Below are 19698 nucleotides of genomic sequence, written 5' to 3'. Positions count from 1 at the left end.
TGGATTAGCGTTGAGTAACGCGAATTGCCATTTGCGACTGTCTCTGCACCACAACTGCTGTTTTTTGTGTACCGTACTGAGTAATATTGGCTTTATTACCAGAGCCTTTCTGGATAATCACCGCCGTATTACCGTATGACCCTTGTTTAATACTCGCATCATTGGAACTACCCGTTTGATCAATATATGCAAAGTTATATGATCCCGTCTGGTCTGTTTTCGCTCGGTTACCAGAACCTTCTTGCGAAATAACCGACAATAACTTCGAGCCCCCCTGGCGAATATTTGCACTGTTCGCAGTGCCAACCTGACCAATAATGGCTGCCTGATTAAATGAAGACTTACTTAATTCATTTACCGCAAAGTTATATTCTGAATTAGCCAAGTCATAACTTGTTGCGGATGCAATCCCAGGCACACCCAGCATTGTAAACATCATAAATAACAACTTGTTTTTCATGTTGTCACCCTGGACCTGGTCGTACATAAGGTTAAATTATTTACCACTCAAATTGTTGTTAACGTGACTTACATTTGTTAACGCCACGTTACGATGAAGAGTATGTCCGTTGAAACATTTTAAATAACTCACCCGCCAGTTGTATTTTTATATCCAGATTCACACCAAAGTACTAATTAACAGCAGAGAACACCGTTACTGCGCTGTTTTTTATTTCTTCTGTAACCTGAAGATTGAATTTCTATGCAGTAACAAAAAAACGCCTCTCCCGCGTTTTCTGGGCCTTGCAGATGGTTCCGGGATAGTGCTCGGTACAAGTCGTGACAAGCATCATTTTTTTCTATCTAAAATTGTTCAACTTAAAGTGAGACAAAAAGATCAGAATTCATTAGAAATCTAAAACCATCTAATTATAGTTTTAACCATTAAAAATCAACAACATATTATAATTTGTATGATTTTTTAAATCTATGCAATAACGCTAAAATGTACAACTTTACTATCAAATCTAAACTACACAAAAACCCAAAAATCACAATTTAATATATAAATTTACATCCAGTTACATGTTTAACACTTGCTTTAAGATTTGTAATAGCTAGATTGAAATCAGTTGAAGTCCATTTGCTTTAATATTTTCACCCCATTGGGTCGATATTTTATTTCTACACAGCAGTGCAACATCTGTCAGTACTTCTGGTGCCTCTATTTTAGTAGAGACAGCTGTCAGGTGTGCGACTAAAAAGTGGAGTTTCATCATGTTTAATGAAGTCCATAGTATTCATGGTCATACATTATTGTTGATCACTAAACCATCCCTGCAGGCAACTGCGTTATTACAGCATTTAAAGCAGTCGCTGGCGTTAACCGGAAAACTACATAATATTCAACGTTCTCTGGATGATATTTCCTCCAGCTGCATTGTTTTACTGGATATGATGGAGGCAGATAAAAAACTGATCCATTACTGGCAAGATAATTTGAGCAGAAAAAACAACAATATAAAGACTTTATTGTTGAATACCCCAGATGATTATCCTTACCGGGATATTGAAAACTGGCCGCACATCAATGGCGTATTCTACGCAACTGAAGATGAACAGCGTGTAGTCAGCGGATTGCAAGGGGTCTTGCGTGGCGAATGCTACTTCTCGCAAAAGCTAGCCAGCTACCTAATCACGCATTCCGGGAACTACCGCTATAACAGCACGGAGTCGGCATTACTTACTCACCGTGAAAAAGAGATCCTTAATAAACTGCGTATCGGTGCCTCAAATATTGAAATCGCACGTTCACTATTTATTAGTGAAAATACGGTGAAAACACATCTTTATAATCTTTTCAAAAAGATAGCTGTCAAAAATCGTACGCAGGCGGTCTCGTGGGCCAATGATAACCTCAGGCGATAAAGCCATGAAACGCTATTTGACCTGGATTGTGGCAGCAAATTTGCTCTTTGCTGCCGGGAATCTACACGCGGCTGTAGAGGTGGAGGTTCCCGGACTGTTAACTGACCACACGGTCTCTTCCATTGGCCATGATTTCTACCGGGCCTTTAGTGACAAGTGGGAAAGCGAGTACACAGGAAACTTAACCATTAATGAAAGACCCAGTGCACGTTGGGGAAGTTGGATCACCATAACGGTCAATCAGGACGTTATCTTCCAGACTTTTTTATTCCCGACGAAAAGAGACTTCGACAAAATTGTGGTCTTTGCATTGGCAGAAACTGAGGAAGCATTAAATCGTCGGCAAATAGATCAAACACTATTAAGCACGAGCGATTTAGCGCGCGATGAATTCTAAAACATGATTTTGTCCGGAGGCTTTCATGCGTGTCAAACATGCAGTGGTTTTGCTCATGCTGATTTCACCATTAAGTTGGGCCGGAAATATGACGTTCCAGTTCCGCAACCCTAACTTTGGTGGCAACCCAAACAACGGTTCTTTTTTACTCAACAGCGCCCAGGCACAAAACTCGTATAAAGATCCGAGTGGCGATGATTTCGGGATTGAAACGCCATCTGCGCTGGATAACTTTACCCAGGCGATACAGTCGCAAATACTCGGTGGCTTACTCACCAATATCAATACCGGTAAGCCGGGGAGGATGGTAACCAATGATTTTATCATTGATATCGCCAACCGGGATGGGCAACTGCAACTTAATGTCACGGACAGGAAAACGGGGAGAACGTCGACTATCGAAGTGTCGGGTTTACAAAATCAGTCGACCGATTTCTAAATTATAGCCACGAAAGGAAAAAATCATGCAGCGCTTACTTATCATGGTGGCAGTAATTTTACTCAGCGGATGTCTAACAGCCCCGCCGCAAGAAGCCGCTAAGCCGACATTAATGCCCCGAGCCCAAAGCTATAAAGACTTGACGCATCTGCCCATGCCTACAGGTAAGATCTTTGTGTCGGTTTACAATATCCAGGATGAAACGGGTCAGTTTAAACCTTACCCTGCGAGTAACTTCTCAACCGCCGTCCCGCAAAGCGCAACGGCTATGCTAGTCACCGCGTTGAAGGATTCTCGTTGGTTCGTCCCACTGGAACGTCAGGGGTTACAGAACCTGCTTAACGAACGAAAAATCATTCGTGCGGCTCAGGAAAACGGCACTGTTGCCATTAATAACCGCATCCCTTTGCAATCTTTGACCGCAGCAAACGTCATGGTAGAGGGGTCAATTATTGGTTATGAAAGCAACGTTAAATCGGGAGGTGTTGGTGCGCGCTATTTCGGTATTGGCGCCGATACGCAATACCAGCTCGACCAGATAGCGGTGAACCTGCGCGTGGTTAACGTCAGCACCGGCGAAATTCTCTCATCGGTGAATACCAGCAAAACTATTTTATCTTATGAAGTACAGGCTGGGGTATTCCGTTTCATTGACTACCAGCGACTGTTGGAAGGTGAAATTGGTTACACCTCTAACGAACCGGTCATGCTGTGTCTGATGTCAGCAATCGAAACCGGTGTTATCTTCCTGATTAATGATGGGATTGATCGCGGATTGTGGGATTTGCAGGACAAGAAACAGGTTGATAATGACATTCTGGTTAAATACCGCCATATGTCGGTACCTCCGGAATCCTGAGTGCTCTCTCTGGCATAAAAAGCGTGAGGAACCCCTCACGCTTTTTTATTTACTGGTCAGCGTAGACGATAGTCGATTTTCACGGCGAGACGCCAGCCACAGCCCGCTGTTTTTCATCGCATAGCCGAATACCAGACCTAGCGCCAGAGACGGCACGACCAACTGCCAGTCCCCCTGCCCTGCAAACGTTGCACATGCGCCAATAAACGTGCCTGGCACAAATGAAAGCAACCATTGCTTTGCCTGGATACACATCAGAAACGCGACGATTCCCGTTATGACATAACCAATAACGTCCATATGTGGGGCAAGCGCGCTACCGTTAATAATCACCAACGCCCACACCACACCGCTTAGCAGCGTACACGCCGAGATCCACAGCCCTTTCAGCCCACCCTGCGGACAGGCGAAATAGGCCGTGCAGCCCAGAAAGCCAGCCCAACTGAGTAAGCCAAGAGAAACGGCCACCCATCCCCAGATCCCAGAGAGAATGCCCGTTGTGATTGCAATTGAGAGAAGTATGTTCATGCCGCGTATCTTAGCAGAAAAACGGCATAGGAATGAGATCGTGCACACAATTTATGCAAGTGATGAATTGCGTTGCAGTTTAAAGTGACTTACATCACATTTATTCTTCCGTATCTTCCTGCAATTCATCCCACATCGCGCCAATAGCATCACGCGTTAACGGTGCCATGGTACGCCAGAATGGCGTGTTTGCGTGCGCTTCAACTTTGCCAAGGAACGAACCACACCAGGGCAACAGGTACTCCACAAACAAGGTTTCTAGTGCTTCACTTTCATCTTCCGCAGACTGGTCTTCAAGCCATGAAGCCGCCAGCAACAGCGTACCAATATGATCTGCAGGCGTATCTGCCAGCGGCATGCCGCGGGCAGAAAGAAATGCACGAACATCGGATTCTTTCGCCCCTTCTACCCAGGCGCTACGATAAGGCGGCACCGCACACTCGTCGCCGACAAAAAGCGCGTTGTAATCCGCAGCCAACTGAGGCATATCGCAGTTTTTCTGCAGGCGAGTAAGTAGTTCGTCCTGTTCCAGCGGCCAGTTGGCGGAGAGTTTACCTTCGCTAATCAGGGTAAACAGGGGAACCAGTAAAGGATCCTGAGGCTGGCGGTAAAACAGCGAGCCCAGTACACGACACAGGATAGAAAACTCGTTCATTCATTTATTCCAGTTAGTAACAATTACAGTTCAGCAAATTCCGCGATCGGCTCCATGCCTCGCGATTCCAGAAACGCCAGCAGGCGTTTGGGTGTGACGTTTAAAATTCTGTCTTCCGGGAAATTCACATCATCGAGAATTTTACGGCATTCGCCAAATTCTCCCAATGTGAAAGCGGTATGTGAATCCGATCCTAACGCCACCCAGCCCCCGGCATCACGCACAGCCGCAGCGACCGCGCGGCAATTGTCTTCACTGCCTTTACGTGAATGCAAAAACGAGGAGTTATTGATTTCCAACGCGACCTGATATTTTGCCGCCGCCTGCGCAATCGCCGTGATATCAACGGGATACTTTGGATTTCCCGGATGGCTGATGATGTGCACATGACCACTGGCCATCGTGGCGATCATCGCCTGGGTATTAGTGTCTTTATCGTGAGGTGCAAAAACCGGCTCATGGAAGCCCGCAATGATCAGATCCAGGGAGGTAAACATAGGACCTGAGCAGTCAATTTCGCCTTCAATATTCTTAATATTCGCCTCAATGCCGCGCAGGATCCCTACGCCGTCCACAATACGAGGCCAAATGCGCATATTAATAAAATGCCAGTGATGAGGCGCATCCGCCATGTCCGGTCCATGATCGGTAATGGCAAACAGCTTGATACCTTTGCGACGGGCTTCAGCGATGTAATCGCTTAAGGTGCTGTAGGCGTGGGTGCTGGCGACGGTATGCATATGCAGGTCAACGGGATACATAACTCTCTCCTGTAGTCATTTTCCGTCAAGGATAGCAGGTATCGCCGGCATTAATACCCTAAATAATGCGAGTTGCAGGCAGGCGGCAAGGGAGTGACACCCGCATCACTTACTGCAGTAAGTGATGCGGGCGCCAACGCACATGCAGCTTGAAGTATGACGGGTAGTTTAGCTGAAACCCGGCACTTGCCGGGTTACCATCAGTATCCCCGCACGCGATCGACCTGACCGGTGACGGATTTGCCACTTTCCAGGCCCATAATCGTACGGGAGATATAGTCCACCGCCTCTGCCGGGCGCGTTACCGCGGCAATATGCGGCGTCATTGCCACACGCGGGTGTTTCCATAGCGGGCTGGTTTCCGGCAGCGGTTCGCGGCTGTAGACATCCAGCATAGCGCCTTTCACTTTGCCGCTGTCCAGTGATGCCAGAAGATCGTCTTCATTGAGATGAACACCACGCGCCAGGTTCAGCACATAGGCTCCGTCCTGCAATTGGTTGAGTAAACTCGCGTTAATAATGCCTACGGTTTCTGCTGTATTGGGCAGGAGGTTGATAAGCACCCGAGTTTGGCTCAAAAACGCGCCCAGTTCCTCGGTACCGGCAAAGCTTTCCACACCAGACCAGGATTTACGCGTGCGGCTCCAGCAGCGTAGCGGGAACCCCCATGCTTGCAGACTTTCTGCAACTTTTGCGCCCAATACCCCTGCCCCCATGATCCCGACGCTAAACTCATTGCGGGAATATTCTGGCAACGGCTGCCATTTCGCCTGGTTTTTTAATGCCTGATAATCATCAAAGCGGCGAAACCAGTGCAGTACCTGACTGACCGCATATTCCTGCATTTGCAGGCCCATACCCGTATCTTCCAGACGGAAAAGTGGGATCGAAGCATCCAACATTTCCGGATGAGCGTTCAGTTTACTAAGAATAGAATCAACGCCCGCCCCCAGCGCGAATACGGCTTTTAATTTTCGTCCGGCGAGCATTTCAACCGGAGGATGCCAGACCAGCGCGTAGTCAGCATGCGCATTATCACCCGTTTTCCACTCACGGACGTTCGCGCCAGGTATGGCCTTTGTCAGCGCATTAAGCCACCAGCTCGTATCGAATGTTGGGTGATAGAAAATTATATCCATAGAGTCTCCTGAACATTGTTATGCGGAACTTTCTCGCACTTATTATCATCATTTTCCGAGGGAACATCAGAGTAACAAATTTTAGGATGCTGGCAAAAAAAACAATTCCCGCTTATTTAAGCTGCATATTGATTGAAGTTTGTGTAAATGCACGTTTTTTTCAAAAAGTTGATTGACGCCGGAGCGGTATTTCCCTAAATTAGCGCCCGTTCCGGTAGCACAGGAACAACAATATGGTGAGGTGTCCGAGTGGCTGAAGGAGCACGCCTGGAAAGTGTGTATACGGCAACGTATCCGGGGTTCGAATCCCCGCCTCACCGCCATATTTAAAGAAGAGCTCGTACGCAAGTACGGGCTTTTTTTTCGCGTATTTCATTTGCCGGATGCGGCATTAGCGCCTTATCCGGCCTGTATGTTACATAACAGCAGGCTTTTACATAAAAGCGTGTTGTGTTAGCGGTTAATAAAACCCAACCGTCGAGAAATGAGTGAACAGACCAGCTCCAGTTCATCATTAACATCATCAATTTTACGCTGCATTCGGTGCGTGGGGCCTGCCACGCTGAGTGCGCCAATGACGGTACCGGTATAATTAAACACAGGCCGGGCGACACACGTTAACCCTTCTTCATTTTCCTCATTATCCAGCGAGAACCCCTTCAACCGAATATCGGCCAGAGTTTCATACAACGAAACACGATCAACAACCGTCTTCTCAGTAAATGGGATAAGCGGCTCACTCAGCACCCGATCAATCTCTTCCAACGGCTGAAAAGCCAATAACGCTTTGCCAATCCCTGTACAGTATGCAGGCAATCTGGCACCAAGACGGGCATTAGTCTGTATAGAAAGCGTTCCCTCACTCTTATACAAATACACAACATGACCGCTGTTATAGACCCCCAGAAAACAGGTTTCTGCGGTTTTTGCTGAGAGCGTTTTCAGGTAAGGAATAGATACCTCTACCAGATTCACGTTCATCAATCCTTTGATTCCCAACTCAAGACTTTTCAGATCCAAATGATAACGCTCAGTTCCGTTATCCTGCATAACGTACTGTCGTTCCTTGAGCGTCTCCAGCGTACGAAATACTGTGGTCTTTGCGATCCCGGTTCGTTTGACTAACTCCGCCAGAGATATACCGTCGGAATGCTCGCTAATCTCTTCCAGGATCGTCAGAACCTTGTCAACACCGGAGGAATTTGCATTTTCACCGTTTGACATTCATTCATCCCCAATAAAAAAGTTCCGTTATTGTAACTGTAATGCCATAACCCGCAAAACACATTCATTTTTAGACAGTTACCTCTTTTATAACCATGTAATTTGCGATCTACGACGCAGTTAACCGTCCTCGTATTCTGTGAATCCTATCACCAAATCAAAAAATACGGAATGACATTCCGTTAATTGATCAATAACCTCAAATAAACGGAACGTCATTCCAAACAAAATTCACGCAGGGGAAACGGCATGCTTATTGTCACTATCGACGCCGGTACGACCAACACACGAGTCCGTGTCTGGAAGGATAGCCGGGTAATTTCAGATACCAGTGAGTCCGTCGGAGTGCGTGATACGGCGATAACCGGAAATCAAAACAAGCTGATTAACGGTGTAAAAAAAGCCCTGGATTGCGCTTTGGCAGGTATCAGCGAACCTTATGAAATTGTGGCGTCAGGGATGATCACGTCAGACGTTGGACTCTATTGCGTCCCGCACCTCAGCGTACCGGTCTCATTCAACGACCTGGTTGAGGGAACCGTTGCGCATACAATCCCAGAAGTTTCAGCACACCCCATCTGGTTTATTCCTGGCGTTAAAAATGCGGTGGCTACGGTAGATGTCGAAAACATTGATGCCATGGACGTTATGCGTGGCGAAGAAGTTGAAACATTTGGTCTGCTGATGCAACACAACGTCAAAGGGCCGGCACTGATCGTGCTTCCCGGTTCCCACTCCAAGTTTATTCTGACGGATGAAAAAAAGCAGATCGTCAGTTGCGTTACCACAATGGCAGGAGAGCTTTTGGATGTCCTCACTCATCAGACCATTTTGGCGAATTCACTCGACGGCCAGTTTGTCACCAAACTGGACAACGACTACCTGCTAAAAGGGGCTGCATCCTGCCGCCGGGTAGGGCTGGCGCGCAGTTGCTTCACCGTGCGACTGCTCGATCTGTTTACTCAGTCCACGCATAACCAGAGAGCCAGTTATTTATTGGGGGCAACACTTTACTCTGACCTGCAGGCGATAAAGCAGAGTATGGCCCTGAATCTCTCACCTGAAACAAACATCATCATCAGCGGTAAACAGGTGCTTAAAGAAGCGCTGGCATCGCTGATTTCTACCGATTCTTTTTTTACCGGCAGCATTGTACAGGCAGACGACGATCCTCAGCGCCCTCTATCTGGCGTTGGCGCCCTCGCCCTTATGGAAACAATTCTCTGCCGCCACACCGTTAGCCAGCCGCCATTTTCCAGTGTCCTACATCAGGGAATTCCAACATGAATAACCATAACATCGCCCCCCTTGTCGCTATTTTGCGCGGCATACGGCCTGAAGAAATTGATACCCATATTCCTTTACTGATTGCGGCTGGTTTCCGCGCGATTGAAATTCCGCTGAATTCTCCACAATGGGAAGTCAGCATCGCGCAGGCCGTTCATACATATAGCGAGCAGGCCACAATCGGGGCGGGTACTGTCCTCAACGTAGAAAATGTGGACCGCCTGGCGCAATTAGGTTGCCAGCTGATTGTCACCCCGAATACCAGACCCGATGTGATTCGCCGGGCACTGGAACATCGGATGCAGGTTCTGCCGGGCTGCGCGACGCCAACGGAAGCATTCAGTGCCATTGATGCCGGCGCTCAGCAAATCAAGCTTTTCCCCACCAGCCAGTTTGGACCGGATTATGTACGGGCACTGAAATCTGTCCTGCCCTCACATACCGCGCTGTATGCGGTTGGCGGGATCACGCCAGACAACATTCAACTCTATCTTGACGCAGGCTGTGCTGGAGCCGGGCTCGGCAGCGATCTCTACCGTGCCGGACAATCCCCCACTCGCACCCAGCAACAGGCGCAGGCTTTTATCGCCGCCTATCAGCATTTTATTACCCAATCCTCCCGAACTATGGAGCACATATGAAGATTAACTGGTTGTTCAAAAACGCCACCGTCGTTGATGGTTCAGGAAATACGGAATACCAGGCTGATGTCGCGGTTGAAGGGGATCGGATTGTCCTTATCGCGCCATCCATCACCACCGCTGCAGAGAATATTATTGATTGTCGCGGGTTAGTGCTGTCCCCAGGGTTCATTGATGTCCATACCCATGACGATCTGGTTGTCATCAGAAAACCAGACTATATCGAGAAGACGTCCCAGGGCGTCACCAGCATTATTGTCGGAAATTGCGGTATCAGCGCCGCCTGCGCAACCCTAAAAGATGAGGTGCCGGACCCAATCAATTTGCTGGGTGAACTGGACGAGTTTCACTACCCGGACGTTGCCCGTTATCGTGAGCGCATCAATGCTGTAACTCCTTCAGTGAATGTTGCCACGCTGATTGGTCATACCACGCTGCGCAATAACTGCGTGGAATCACTGCTTGAACCCGCCAACGAAAACAATATCAACAGTATGCGCGAGACGCTTAATCAGGCCCTGCAGCAGGGTGCCTTGGGTTTGAGTACAGGTCTTTCGTATGGCAATGCCGTTAATGCTTCTACAGAAGAGATCTGCGCGCTCGCCGAACTACTCGCTGAACATCAGGGCCTTTATACCACCCATATGCGCACAGAATACGACGGTATTATCGATGCCATGCTGGAAGCATTCCAGGTCGGTCGTCATGGCCAGGTTCCCGTTCAGATCTCCCATCATAAATGCGCAGGTGCCAATAACTGGGGACGAACCACTGAAACGCTTGCGTTGATCGAGAAATATCAGCAACGCCAGGAGATCAACTGCGATGTCTATCCTTACCGAGCTGGCTCTTCCAACCTCGACCTGAAACAAGTCACTGAGGACTACGACATCCTGATCACGTGGTCCACACCGTATCCGGAGATGTCCGGTAAAACACTGCAACAGATAGCGCAACAGTGGGAGACAGATATTCACCACGCAGCCGCCCGGTTGCAGCCTGCTGGCGCAATCTATTTTCAGATGCACGAGGACGATGTTCGCCGGGTTTTACAACACCCCTCATCAATGGTGGGCTCAGACGGTCTGCCGTGCGACCCCAACCCACATCCACGTTTATGGGGAACCTTTCCACGCGTTCTCGGCCACTACAGTCGCGACGAGAAGCTCTTTCCACTCACCACGGCCATTCACAAGATGACAGGCATGTCCGCCTGGCGTTTTGGCCTGACAGGACGTGGACTGGTCCGGGAAGGTAATTTCGCTGACCTTGTCATTTTTGATCCGCAGAAAATCAACGAAACCGGCACCTTCCAGAACCCTAAGCAGACAGCCGACGGGATTGAACACGTGTTCGTTAACGGCGTCCTTACCTGGAGCCATAAGCAAATGACAGGCCTGCGCGCAGGCAAATTCTTAAGCAGAAAAGAACAATAACGGGAGATAAAAATGATTAAACGATACGGAACTGAAGGCTCTGAAGGGACTGGCGGACAAGCATTACCCTTTTCCAGAGCGGTTGCTGCCGACGGCTGGTTGTATGTCTCAGGCCAAACGCCAATGGTCGATGGTGAAATCATCGATGGCGGCATCGTTGCGCAGTCAACGCAGGCCATTCAGAACTGCCTCGACATCATGACTGAAGCCGGGTTCGGCAAAGAAGATATCGTGCATATGAAGGTGTTTCTTACCGATGCCCGTTACTTCCAGTCGTTCAACAAGGTCTTTAAAAGCTTCTTTGCCGAACATCCACCGGCTCGCGTGTGCTGCGTTGCCGACCTGGTCGTCGACTGTATGGTCGAAGTAGACATCACCTGCTTCAACTCAAAATTCAAAAGCTGACTGTTGACGATCACTCTTCAGTAACAAGGATCTATTATGCTACACGAAAATTTCCTGATGTGGTTTTTGATCTACGCCTTCGCCATGATGTTTGTTGGCTGGTACGTGACTCGCCATCAAAAAACCGGGGAGGATTTTATTCTCGGCGGGCGAAAGTTACCCATGCTGTTAACCCTGGGTTCGACCGTCGGTACAATGGTTGGCACAGGTTCCAGCATCGGCGCTGTCAGCTTTGGCTACAGTAACGGCTGGGCGGGAATGTTGTACGGTATTGGCGGCGCGACGGGGATCCTGCTGACAGCCTGGCTATTTGCGCCCGTTCGCAAAATGCGCTTCATGACCATGAGCGAGGAGATCTGCTATTACACAGGTGGTAGCCGAATCGTCAAAAATCTGGTGGCACTGTTGATTTTTCTCGCATCGATTGGCTGGTTGGGCGCGCATATCCTCGGCGGCGGCCTGTATTTAGCATGGGCAGCGAACATCGATATCACCACAGCAAAAATTATTATCGCCGTGGGTTTTATTTTCTACGTCGGAATTGGCGGATACAAAGCCGTCTCGTGGATCGACACGCTGCAATCCATTGTTCTGTTCCTTGGGTTTATCATGTTAGCAGCAATGTCCGTCAGCTACGTCGGCGGTTGGGATGTCGTGGTCGCAAAGACCGATCCACAGGCATTCACGCTGTTTGGGATCGGCAAACTGGGACTTCTCCCCGCCATTTCGCTGTCGATCGTTATTGGCATTGGCGTGCTGGCAACGCCATCATACCGCCAGCGCATATACTCTGCGGCCTCGACCCGCGCGATTCGTCAATCGTTTGTGATAACGGGTCTGCTTTACATGGGATTCTCTTTCCTTCCCGCGATTATCGGTATGGCTACCCATGTGATGGATCCTGGTCTTGAAAATCCGAGTTTTGCATTCCTCTACGCGACAAACTCGCTCCCGTATGTTCTGGCCATGGTGGTGTTAATAGCAGGGATGTCCGCTAACCTGTCATCCGGCAGCTCGGATGCCATCGCCGGGGTTTCCATTATTCTGCGTGATATATACACCATGGTGACAGGCAAAATGCCGCCGCCGGAAAAAGCAATTAACCTGTCACGCATTTTCCTGCTGTGCGTCATCGCGCTGGCACTGGTTTTTGCCCTGACCTCGAACGATATCATTGGCTACATCACCAAAATGATCTCGATGATCATGTCCGGTATGTGCGTCACCGTATTACTGGGCAAATTCTGGCTGCGTTTTAACTGGCAGGGCTGCATTGCCGCGTTGCTGGGAGGAAGCCTGACCTCGCTGGCGGTGATCCTTTCACCGGTATGGTCAAAAGCATTAGGTAATCCGGTGATTCCTGCGCTGTCTGTCAGCCTGGTTGCCGCCGTGGTGGTAACGTTGCTGACGCCGCAGAATAAGCTCTCCCGTGAAGAGGTGCTAAAAATGATCACTGATGAACGTGAAAACACCAGCCATACGCCACGTTCGAACGCAACGCCCGTAAGGAGCGCAGAATGACAGTTGCCGCACATAAATCAGCCATTATGCTGACCCCCTCTTCCGCCCGGGCCTGCGTGCTGAATGAGGATGTTTGTTTGCCCGCCGCGGTGATAAAGGCCCAGGCGCTGGAGAACAATATTTTGTGGATGCAGCGTTACGCAGATACCCGAGGCGTATCGTTGGCTCCCCACGGGAAAACGTCCATGACTCCATGGATATTCCGTCAGCAGCAGCAAGCGGGCGCATGGGCAATTGGCGTAGGGAGCGCCTGGCAGGCGCAGGCAGCCATGGCATGTGGTATCCAGCGGGTGCTGATGGCCAACCAACTGGTGGGCAAAGCCAACATGCTGTTGGTCTCACAGTTAAAAAACACATATCCGGACGCTGATTATCTCTGTCTGGTTGACAGCCTGGACAATGCCAGAACGCTGGCCAGATTCTTTAACGAGCGTCAGCAAACGCTGGATGTGTTGGTCGAGTTGGGCGTTTCTGGCGGGCGCAGCGGATGCCGCACGACCGCAGAAGCGCTCGCGCTTACCGCCGAAATTTCACAGATGTCAGGTTTGCGCCTGCGTGGACTGGAACTATATGAAGGCGTGCTGCACGGCCACGATCCCCAGCCGCAAATTGAAACGCTGCTTTGCGACGCCGCGCTGCTGGCGTGTCAGATGGAAAAATATGTCGACGGCGAGTTTGTGCTCACTGGCGCAGGTACCGTCTGGTATGACGTGGTATGTAACATCTGGCTGGCAGCAAAGACCCCCTCCCATTGCCGGATAGTTATTCGTCCGGGTTGTTACATTACGCATGACAATGGTATTTACCAGCAGGCGCAAAAGGAATTAATGGCGCGCGACAGCATTGCCAACCATCTGGGCGGCGATTTAGCCCCCGCCCTGGAACTGATGGCTATGGTGCAGTCGGTACCGGAACCTTCACTTGCCGTGGTCAATTTTGGCAAACGTGATGCAGCTTTTGATGCAGGATTACCCCAACCGGTAGCCCTGTATCGCAATGGCAAAGCGCTGCCATTTCAATCCGGTGCAATCACCAGTACAGGAATAATGGATCAACACTGTATGCTATCTCTGGCGCCAGGCTGCAACATCCAGGTTGGTGACATTATTGTTTTTGGCACGTCCCACCCCTGCCTGACCTTTGATAAATGGAAAGCCCTGTATTTAGTTGATGAGGAATACAATGTGTTGGAGGAACTGCGCACAGCATTTTAAATACTCTCAATTCTGGTAATAAAGAGCGCAAGTAGCGAATGGCAAGAGCCTTATTCGGCCTAAACAGTAGTTGTTTTACCAGGCCTGTGCCAACGACTGGAGCAGCCAAAAAAAGTAATGTGCTGACGTCAAACAACAAAGCCCGGTTTCCCGGGCCTTGAAGACGGAGTACTTATCAGCTGTAAGCGTTAAGCGTCCGCTGACAGAGCGCAGAGCGGACGCAATCGTCTTTATTGAAACGAACAATCCCAACCATATCATCTTCTTCGAAACGGGCCAGCGCATCGCTAAGCCCTGAGCGAACGTGGGCTGGTAGATCGCACTGGGTCACATCCCCATTCACAATCACCGTCACATTCTCCCCGAGGCGGGTTAAAAACATCTTCATTTGCGCAGCAGTGACGTTCTGAGCCTCGTCAAGAATAACCACTGCATTTTCAAATGTACGTCCACGCATATAGGCGAACGGCGCGATTTCCACCTTACCAATCTCAGGTCGCAGGCAATATTGCATGAAGGAGGCTCCCAGACGTTTCACCAGCACGTCATACACTGGACGAAAATAGGGAGCAAACTTCTCGGAAACATCCCCAGGTAAGAAGCCAAGGTCTTCATCAGCTTGCAGAACTGGACGGGTTACAATGATCCTGTCCACGTCTTTGTGGATCAGAGCCTCTGCTGCTTTTGCCGCGCTGATCCAGGTTTTACCACACCCGGCTTCACCAGTGGCGAAGATCAGCTGTTTATTCTCAATAGCATTCAGGTAGTGCGCCTGAGCTTCATTTCGCGCCGTGATTGGCGTGGCGTCGCGACTGTCACGCGCCATACCAATCGCTTCTACGCCGCCCATCTGCACAAGCGAGGTGACCGATTCATCTTCACGTTGCTTATGGCTACGCGAATCCCGCCTCAGCACACGTTTTGCTTCACGACGAGCTTTGATCACTGCTTTTTGTCTTCCCATGGATAGCACCTTGAGTTGTAGGTATACATCACACGCGCCGTTGGCGGCACGATTATGCGCACGAACATCTGAGGGTTGGCTTCCTTGTAAGCCATTGCTTGCTTTCGGATAAGACGCCACGCACAGCTACGCGCACCATACAGGGCGTCAGTAACAAGGATAAGAAGTGAATGAGAGAGAGATTTAGCGGTGACGAGGAGGCTACCGGAAGAGAAACGTCCGCGTAAAGTACTGCGACTACTGTGAAAAACGTGTCCAATACAGGACTTTTCCATTCGCGATCTCCATAGTGAACGACTATCACCGCCGGGAACTACCGCTATTACTTATAATTACATCATAACCTTTCGTTAATGCAACAATATTTTTACTTGTTGTTAACTTAAATTCTATCTTATCACCAGAGACAGTTTCTTGCCCAGAGATGACAGAATTATTTCAGTTCCATACCGATCATAAAAAATAATTTGTTGATTCATCAAGATGTCAGGAAAAGCCCCGCTGTACAACGGGGCATAATTATCAGGCTTCGAGCAAAGACTGTCCCAGATAGCGATCTGCAGTTTTGACACCCGGCAAAGCAAAGAAGTATCCCCCACCAATCGGTTTGACATACTCTTCCAGCGCTTCGCCGTTCAGGCGTTTCTGCACCGTCAAAAAGCCTTTTTCCAGATCGTGTTGATAGCAGACAAACAACAGTCCCATATCCAGTTGACCGGAATTGGTCACACCGAGCGAATAGCTGTAGCCACGGCGCATCATCAGGCTGGAGTCGGTCTCTTTCGTGCGCGGATTCGCCAGGCGAATATGGCTGTCGAGCGCAATCACCTCACCCTCGGGATCGCTGGCATAGTCAGGTACATCGTGCTCATGCTGCATACCCAGCGGCGCGCCGGTGTGTTTATCGCGACCAAAAATCGTTTGCTGCTCTTTCAGCGGCGTACGATCCCAGAACTCAACGCGGAACTGAATGAGCCTGACGGCCTGATAGCTTCCGCCTTGCGCCCAGGCAGGTTCGCCCTGCCCATCCGTAACCCACACCACGTCTTGCATCAACTTCGCATCCGTAGCGTCCGGATTCGCGGTGCCGTCTTTAAAGCCAAGCAAATTAACCGGGGTCTCTTTACCTTTGCTACGCGCGGCATGATCGGAAATAAACCCTTCACGTTTCCAGCGCACGCTGAGGAGATCGGGCGTATGTTTAATGATATCGCGCAGCGCGTGGATGACAGTGTCTTGCGTGTTGGCACAAATCTGCAGCAGCATATCGCCATGGCACAGCGCCGCGTCCAGTGAATCATTCGGGAAGCGGGTCATTTTTTGCAGCTTTTTTGGCATCTGCGATTTCAGGCCATAGCGTTCATCGAACAGCGAGGAGCCGACTGACAACGTCATCGTCAGGTTGTCTGGCGCAATGTATGCGCCGAGGATACCTGAATCCATAGGGGGAAGACGTGGATTCGGCGTATCCGGAGCCGGTCCGCCGGTGGTCAGAAACGCAAACCGGCTGGTCAACAACCGAAACAAACGTTCGAGATCGGCCTTATCGCTGGCGAGAACATCAAACGCCACCAGCATCATCGATGCCTGCTGCGGCGTCAGGATGCCCGCCTGATGCTGGCCATAAAGCGGTTGCGCTTCGCTACGTGCATCAGGGGACAGCGTTCCCGGTGCACTTTGCGGTTTTTGCGCGTGGGCAACCGGACATCCCCCGGCAAGCGCAAGCGCGCCACCCAGGGCGCCCATCCCTTTCAGTAAACGTCGGCGTGACGGTTCGCTCACGCCGTTTTCATTATCTTGCTGCATAGTGCTTAATCCAGACCCAAAACACCGCGTAATTGCGACAAGTCTTCCGCCAGCGTCGTGATTGGCCCTTTCAGCGCATTTCGATCGGCTTCGGTCAGTTTGTCATAGGTTTCAAAGCCGTCTTTGGTACGGTACTTGCTCAGAATGTTATCGACTTTTTTGAAGTTCGCGTCCACCTTCGCCAACAGCTCAGCATTGGATTTTTGTAACTGAGGACGCAGGAGATCGACAATTTTCTGCGCACCATCAACGTTGGCCTGGAAATCCCACAGGTCGGTATGGCTGTAGCGATCTTCTTCCCCGCTGATTTTGCTGGCAGCGACTTCTTCAATCAGTCCTGCTGCCCCGCCAACCACTTTAGACGGTGGGAAAGCCAGCTCGCTAATACGCGTTTGCAGGTCAAGAACATCGCTGTTTAATTGGTCGGCATACTTGTCCATACCTTGAGTGGTATTGTCGCCAAACAGCGCTTTCTCCAGGCGGTGGAAGCCGGTGAATTTGGGATCGGCGGCTTTTTGCTCATAATCATCTTCACGCGCATCGATGCTGCCGTCGAGATCGGAGAACAGTTCAGCAATCGGTTCAATACGTTCATAATGCTGACGGGTTGGCGCGTACAGCGATTTCGCTTTTTCCAGATCGCCGGCTTTAATCGCATCGGTGAAGGCTTTGGTCCCCGCAACCAATTGCGCGGTTTCGGCTGTCACATAGGTTTTGTATTCGGTAATCGCGCCGCTCAGACTCAGCAGAGCATCGCTTTGTGCGGCATCCGCCGTTGCACTGCCTTTTACGATCAGTTTGCCTTTCGGGTTAGTCAACAGGCCGCAGGTCATATCATATTCGCCCGGCTGCAGGTTAGCCGTCATTTTCTGGCTAAAGCCTGGCGCAATGTTTTCGCGTTCTTCAACCACCATAACGCCTTTAAGAATTTCCCACTCCAGCGCTTTCTGGCTGTGGTTCTGGATGATGAACTGCGTTTTCCCGGCATTAACCGTGATCGTCATCGGCTCACATTGTTTGTCGTTAACCGTGACCTTCACCTGCGGAATATCGGCGGCTTGTGCAGTAAAAGCGGAGGCAAACAGCGCGGCAATACCCAACTGCAGCGCACTACGGCGAAAATTAAACGTCATAACCTGGCCCTATAAATAAGTATGTTGTAACTAAAAGATATTCTGCATCGCGTTTTGATCAAGGTGCGGTACGCGATGCCGTAGTGCCTGAACGCGGCGGTAGCGCAAACATAATCAACGCCGGAATCAGGTAGATAAACCAGACAGCGACTTCACTCACGCTTGGCGCTTCCTGATAGCCGAAAATGCCTTCCATCAATGTGCCAAACAGCGAATGCGTCGACAGCACACTGCTCAGGTCAAATGCCACATCCTGAAAATGATTCCACAAACCGGCTTCGTGGAAAGCGCGGATCGCCCCAGCGGCAAGACCGGCAGCCACCAGCAAAATGAACAGGCTGGTCCATTTAAAGAATGCCCCGAGGTTGAGGCGAATGCCGCCGAGGTAAATCAGGTATCCCAGTACCACTGCGGTAGCCAGTCCCAGCATCGCGCCTAACGGCGGCCAGATACCTACATCCTGCTGGAATGCGGCCAGCAGGAAGAACACCGACTCCAGCCCTTCACGGGCAACGGCAAAAAAGACCATCATCACCAGCGCCCAGCCGTGATGGTTGCCACGCTGCAACGCGTTATCGACAGCCTGTTCAAGCTGGACTTTGACGTTGCGCGAAACTTTACGCATCCAGAACACCATCCAGGTGAGGATCACCACGGCAATGACCGCCACGATGCCTTCAAACAGCTCCTGTTCTTTTTGCGGAAATTCACCGGTGGTTTCGTTGATGAAAACTCCTAACGCCAGGCATAACGCCGCCGCCAGCAGAACACCAATCCACATCACACCAATCCATCGACCACGCTGAGTCCGTTTCAGGTAACTGGCAATCAGGCTGACAATCAGCGCGGCCTCTAACCCTTCGCGCAACATAATTAGAAATGGAACAAACATGCGAAGAACCCTTAAACGTTATTCTCGGTCAATTGATGAAAAGAAAAGTAAATTACAGTGATAGTGATTATCATTACAGTAAAGAAAAACTCAAGCAGAATGTTTTGAGAATGATGACTTAATGTAAACAGTTAGGCGGGTAACGGTTATAGCGAGCTTGCAGCGTAGGTAATAAAACCCCCCACATGCGGCAATGTCATTAAGTTAACGCCTGTGTATCAGAAAGCATCAACCGGTATTCGCGAAGGTAATGAACATGCTATTTCAGAGAAAGGATTCCGTTCACCTCATGTACATCGTTTCTCTGAAGCACCGATTCCTGTGAACGTGTAAAGGGCGTTCTCCGCCACGCCCTTTACAATCCCGGCTCCCGGCGGGAAAATTGCCGCTCCGCGGTCCCCTCCGTTTATTCCTCCAGGCGACCGGGCCGGGCGCGAGGTAGCATCCCTGCAAAGCGCGCCCTGAGCCAGCATCCATGCTGGCTCTCCCGGCCTTACGGAAACACGTCGGCAATTTTCAGCCGGACCA

20 protein-coding genes and 1 tRNA gene are annotated in these 19698 nt (G+C 50.1%); 11 read left to right on the top strand and 10 right to left on the bottom strand.

Annotated elements, in window-relative coordinates; translation table 11 throughout:
- Positions 1 to 4: 4 nt before the first annotated feature.
- Positions 5 to 460 (bottom strand): curli minor subunit CsgB, encoded by a 456-nt coding sequence (csgB, locus tag OGW16_RS04810; RefSeq protein WP_043015874.1) that lies wholly within the window; start codon positions 458 to 460, stop codon positions 5 to 7.
- A 758-nt stretch (positions 461 to 1218) separates the two neighbouring features.
- On the opposite strand from csgB, the gene csgD reads away from it, so the two are divergent.
- The 4 genes from csgD to csgG are packed head-to-tail and all read left to right on the top strand — an operon-like array spanning position 1219 to position 3564.
- Complete coding sequence (gene csgD, locus OGW16_RS04805; RefSeq protein WP_003036091.1) at positions 1219 to 1869, top strand: biofilm master transcriptional regulator CsgD; 651 nt, start codon at positions 1219 to 1221, stop codon at positions 1867 to 1869.
- A gap of 4 nt (positions 1870 to 1873) precedes the next feature.
- Positions 1874 to 2266 (top strand): curli production assembly/transport protein CsgE, encoded by a 393-nt coding sequence (gene csgE / locus OGW16_RS04800; RefSeq protein WP_043015873.1) that lies wholly within the window; start codon positions 1874 to 1876, stop codon positions 2264 to 2266.
- Positions 2267 to 2291: 25 nt separating this feature from the next.
- Positions 2292 to 2705, top strand: a complete 414-nt coding sequence (gene csgF / locus OGW16_RS04795; RefSeq protein ID WP_043015872.1) for a curli production assembly/transport protein CsgF — start codon at positions 2292 to 2294, stop codon at positions 2703 to 2705.
- Positions 2706 to 2730: 25 nt separating this feature from the next.
- The gene (gene csgG / locus OGW16_RS04790; protein ID WP_003036082.1) at positions 2731 to 3564 is read left to right on the top strand and encodes a curli production assembly/transport protein CsgG; all 834 of its coding nucleotides are present in this window, start codon (positions 2731 to 2733) and stop codon (positions 3562 to 3564) included.
- 45 nt (positions 3565 to 3609) lie between these two features.
- Here csgG and OGW16_RS04785 read toward each other — a convergent pair whose 3' ends face one another.
- The 4 genes from OGW16_RS04785 to ghrA form a co-directional block, all read right to left on the bottom strand.
- The gene (locus tag OGW16_RS04785) at positions 3610 to 4092 is read right to left on the bottom strand and encodes a DUF1097 domain-containing protein (protein ID WP_047412162.1); all 483 of its coding nucleotides are present in this window, start codon (positions 4090 to 4092) and stop codon (positions 3610 to 3612) included.
- Positions 4093 to 4192: 100 nt separating this feature from the next.
- Complete coding sequence (locus OGW16_RS04780) at positions 4193 to 4747, bottom strand: TorD/DmsD family molecular chaperone (protein ID WP_043015870.1); 555 nt, start codon at positions 4745 to 4747, stop codon at positions 4193 to 4195.
- Positions 4748 to 4770: 23 nt separating this feature from the next.
- Positions 4771 to 5508, bottom strand: coding sequence for a phosphatase (locus tag OGW16_RS04775; RefSeq protein ID WP_043015869.1), 738 nt, complete (start codon positions 5506 to 5508; stop codon positions 4771 to 4773).
- Between the two features lie 200 nt (positions 5509 to 5708).
- A complete protein-coding gene (ghrA, locus tag OGW16_RS04770) occupies positions 5709 to 6647 on the bottom strand; it encodes a glyoxylate/hydroxypyruvate reductase GhrA (RefSeq protein WP_047412167.1) in 939 nt (312 codons plus the stop codon).
- A gap of 235 nt (positions 6648 to 6882) precedes the next feature.
- On the opposite strand from ghrA, the gene OGW16_RS04765 reads away from it, so the two are divergent.
- A tRNA-Ser gene (locus OGW16_RS04765) sits at positions 6883 to 6970 on the top strand.
- A gap of 130 nt (positions 6971 to 7100) precedes the next feature.
- On the opposite strand, the gene OGW16_RS04760 is transcribed toward OGW16_RS04765, so the two are convergent.
- Positions 7101 to 7871 (bottom strand): IclR family transcriptional regulator, encoded by a 771-nt coding sequence (locus OGW16_RS04760; protein WP_043015867.1) that lies wholly within the window; start codon positions 7869 to 7871, stop codon positions 7101 to 7103.
- Between the two features lie 249 nt (positions 7872 to 8120).
- Here OGW16_RS04760 and OGW16_RS04755 point away from each other — a divergent pair, with 249 nt between their 5' ends.
- From OGW16_RS04755 to OGW16_RS04730, 6 genes are read left to right on the top strand one after another with little or no spacing between them, the layout of a single operon-like run.
- Entirely contained in the window at positions 8121 to 9158 is a 1038-nt protein-coding gene (locus OGW16_RS04755; protein ID WP_075144853.1) for a 2-dehydro-3-deoxygalactonokinase, read from the top strand.
- Entirely contained in the window at positions 9155 to 9799 is a 645-nt protein-coding gene (locus OGW16_RS04750; protein WP_087050878.1) for a 2-dehydro-3-deoxy-6-phosphogalactonate aldolase, read from the top strand. Before OGW16_RS04755 ends, OGW16_RS04750 begins: the two co-directional genes overlap by 4 nt.
- Positions 9796 to 11235: an N-acyl-D-amino-acid deacylase family protein gene (locus OGW16_RS04745; RefSeq protein WP_043015866.1), complete on the top strand. Its 1440-nt coding sequence runs from the start codon at positions 9796 to 9798 to the stop codon at positions 11233 to 11235. Before OGW16_RS04750 ends, OGW16_RS04745 begins: the two co-directional genes overlap by 4 nt.
- Positions 11236 to 11247: 12 nt before the next feature.
- Complete coding sequence (locus tag OGW16_RS04740) at positions 11248 to 11640, top strand: RidA family protein (RefSeq protein WP_043015865.1); 393 nt, start codon at positions 11248 to 11250, stop codon at positions 11638 to 11640.
- Between the two features lie 36 nt (positions 11641 to 11676).
- Positions 11677 to 13161, top strand: coding sequence for a sodium:solute symporter family protein (locus OGW16_RS04735; RefSeq protein ID WP_047412169.1), 1485 nt, complete (start codon positions 11677 to 11679; stop codon positions 13159 to 13161).
- Positions 13158 to 14375 (top strand): amino acid deaminase, encoded by a 1218-nt coding sequence (locus OGW16_RS04730; protein ID WP_286518022.1) that lies wholly within the window; start codon positions 13158 to 13160, stop codon positions 14373 to 14375. Before OGW16_RS04735 ends, OGW16_RS04730 begins: the two co-directional genes overlap by 4 nt.
- Positions 14376 to 14550: 175 nt before the next feature.
- Here OGW16_RS04730 and phoH read toward each other — a convergent pair whose 3' ends face one another.
- From phoH to efeU, 4 genes are all read right to left on the bottom strand, one after another.
- Positions 14551 to 15339: a phosphate starvation-inducible protein PhoH gene (gene phoH, locus OGW16_RS04725; RefSeq protein WP_286518020.1), complete on the bottom strand. Its 789-nt coding sequence runs from the start codon at positions 15337 to 15339 to the stop codon at positions 14551 to 14553.
- A gap of 522 nt (positions 15340 to 15861) precedes the next feature.
- On the bottom strand, positions 15862 to 17145 hold the full coding sequence (gene efeB / locus OGW16_RS04720; protein ID WP_087052679.1) for an iron uptake transporter deferrochelatase/peroxidase subunit: 1284 nt from the start codon (positions 17143 to 17145) through the stop codon (positions 15862 to 15864).
- A gap of 5 nt (positions 17146 to 17150) precedes the next feature.
- Positions 17151 to 18278, bottom strand: a complete 1128-nt coding sequence (gene efeO, locus OGW16_RS04715) for an iron uptake system protein EfeO (RefSeq protein WP_286518018.1) — start codon at positions 18276 to 18278, stop codon at positions 17151 to 17153.
- Between the two features lie 58 nt (positions 18279 to 18336).
- Positions 18337 to 19170 (bottom strand): iron uptake transporter permease EfeU, encoded by an 834-nt coding sequence (gene efeU / locus OGW16_RS04710; protein ID WP_043015860.1) that lies wholly within the window; start codon positions 19168 to 19170, stop codon positions 18337 to 18339.
- Positions 19171 to 19698 lie beyond the last annotated feature (528 nt).

Source organism: Citrobacter sp. Ce104 (assembly GCF_030334595.1).
GTDB lineage: Bacteria > Pseudomonadota > Gammaproteobacteria > Enterobacterales > Enterobacteriaceae > Citrobacter > Citrobacter europaeus.
The sequence above is the reverse complement of the archived record's forward strand: the minus strand, read 5'-3'. Positions and strand labels throughout refer to the sequence as shown.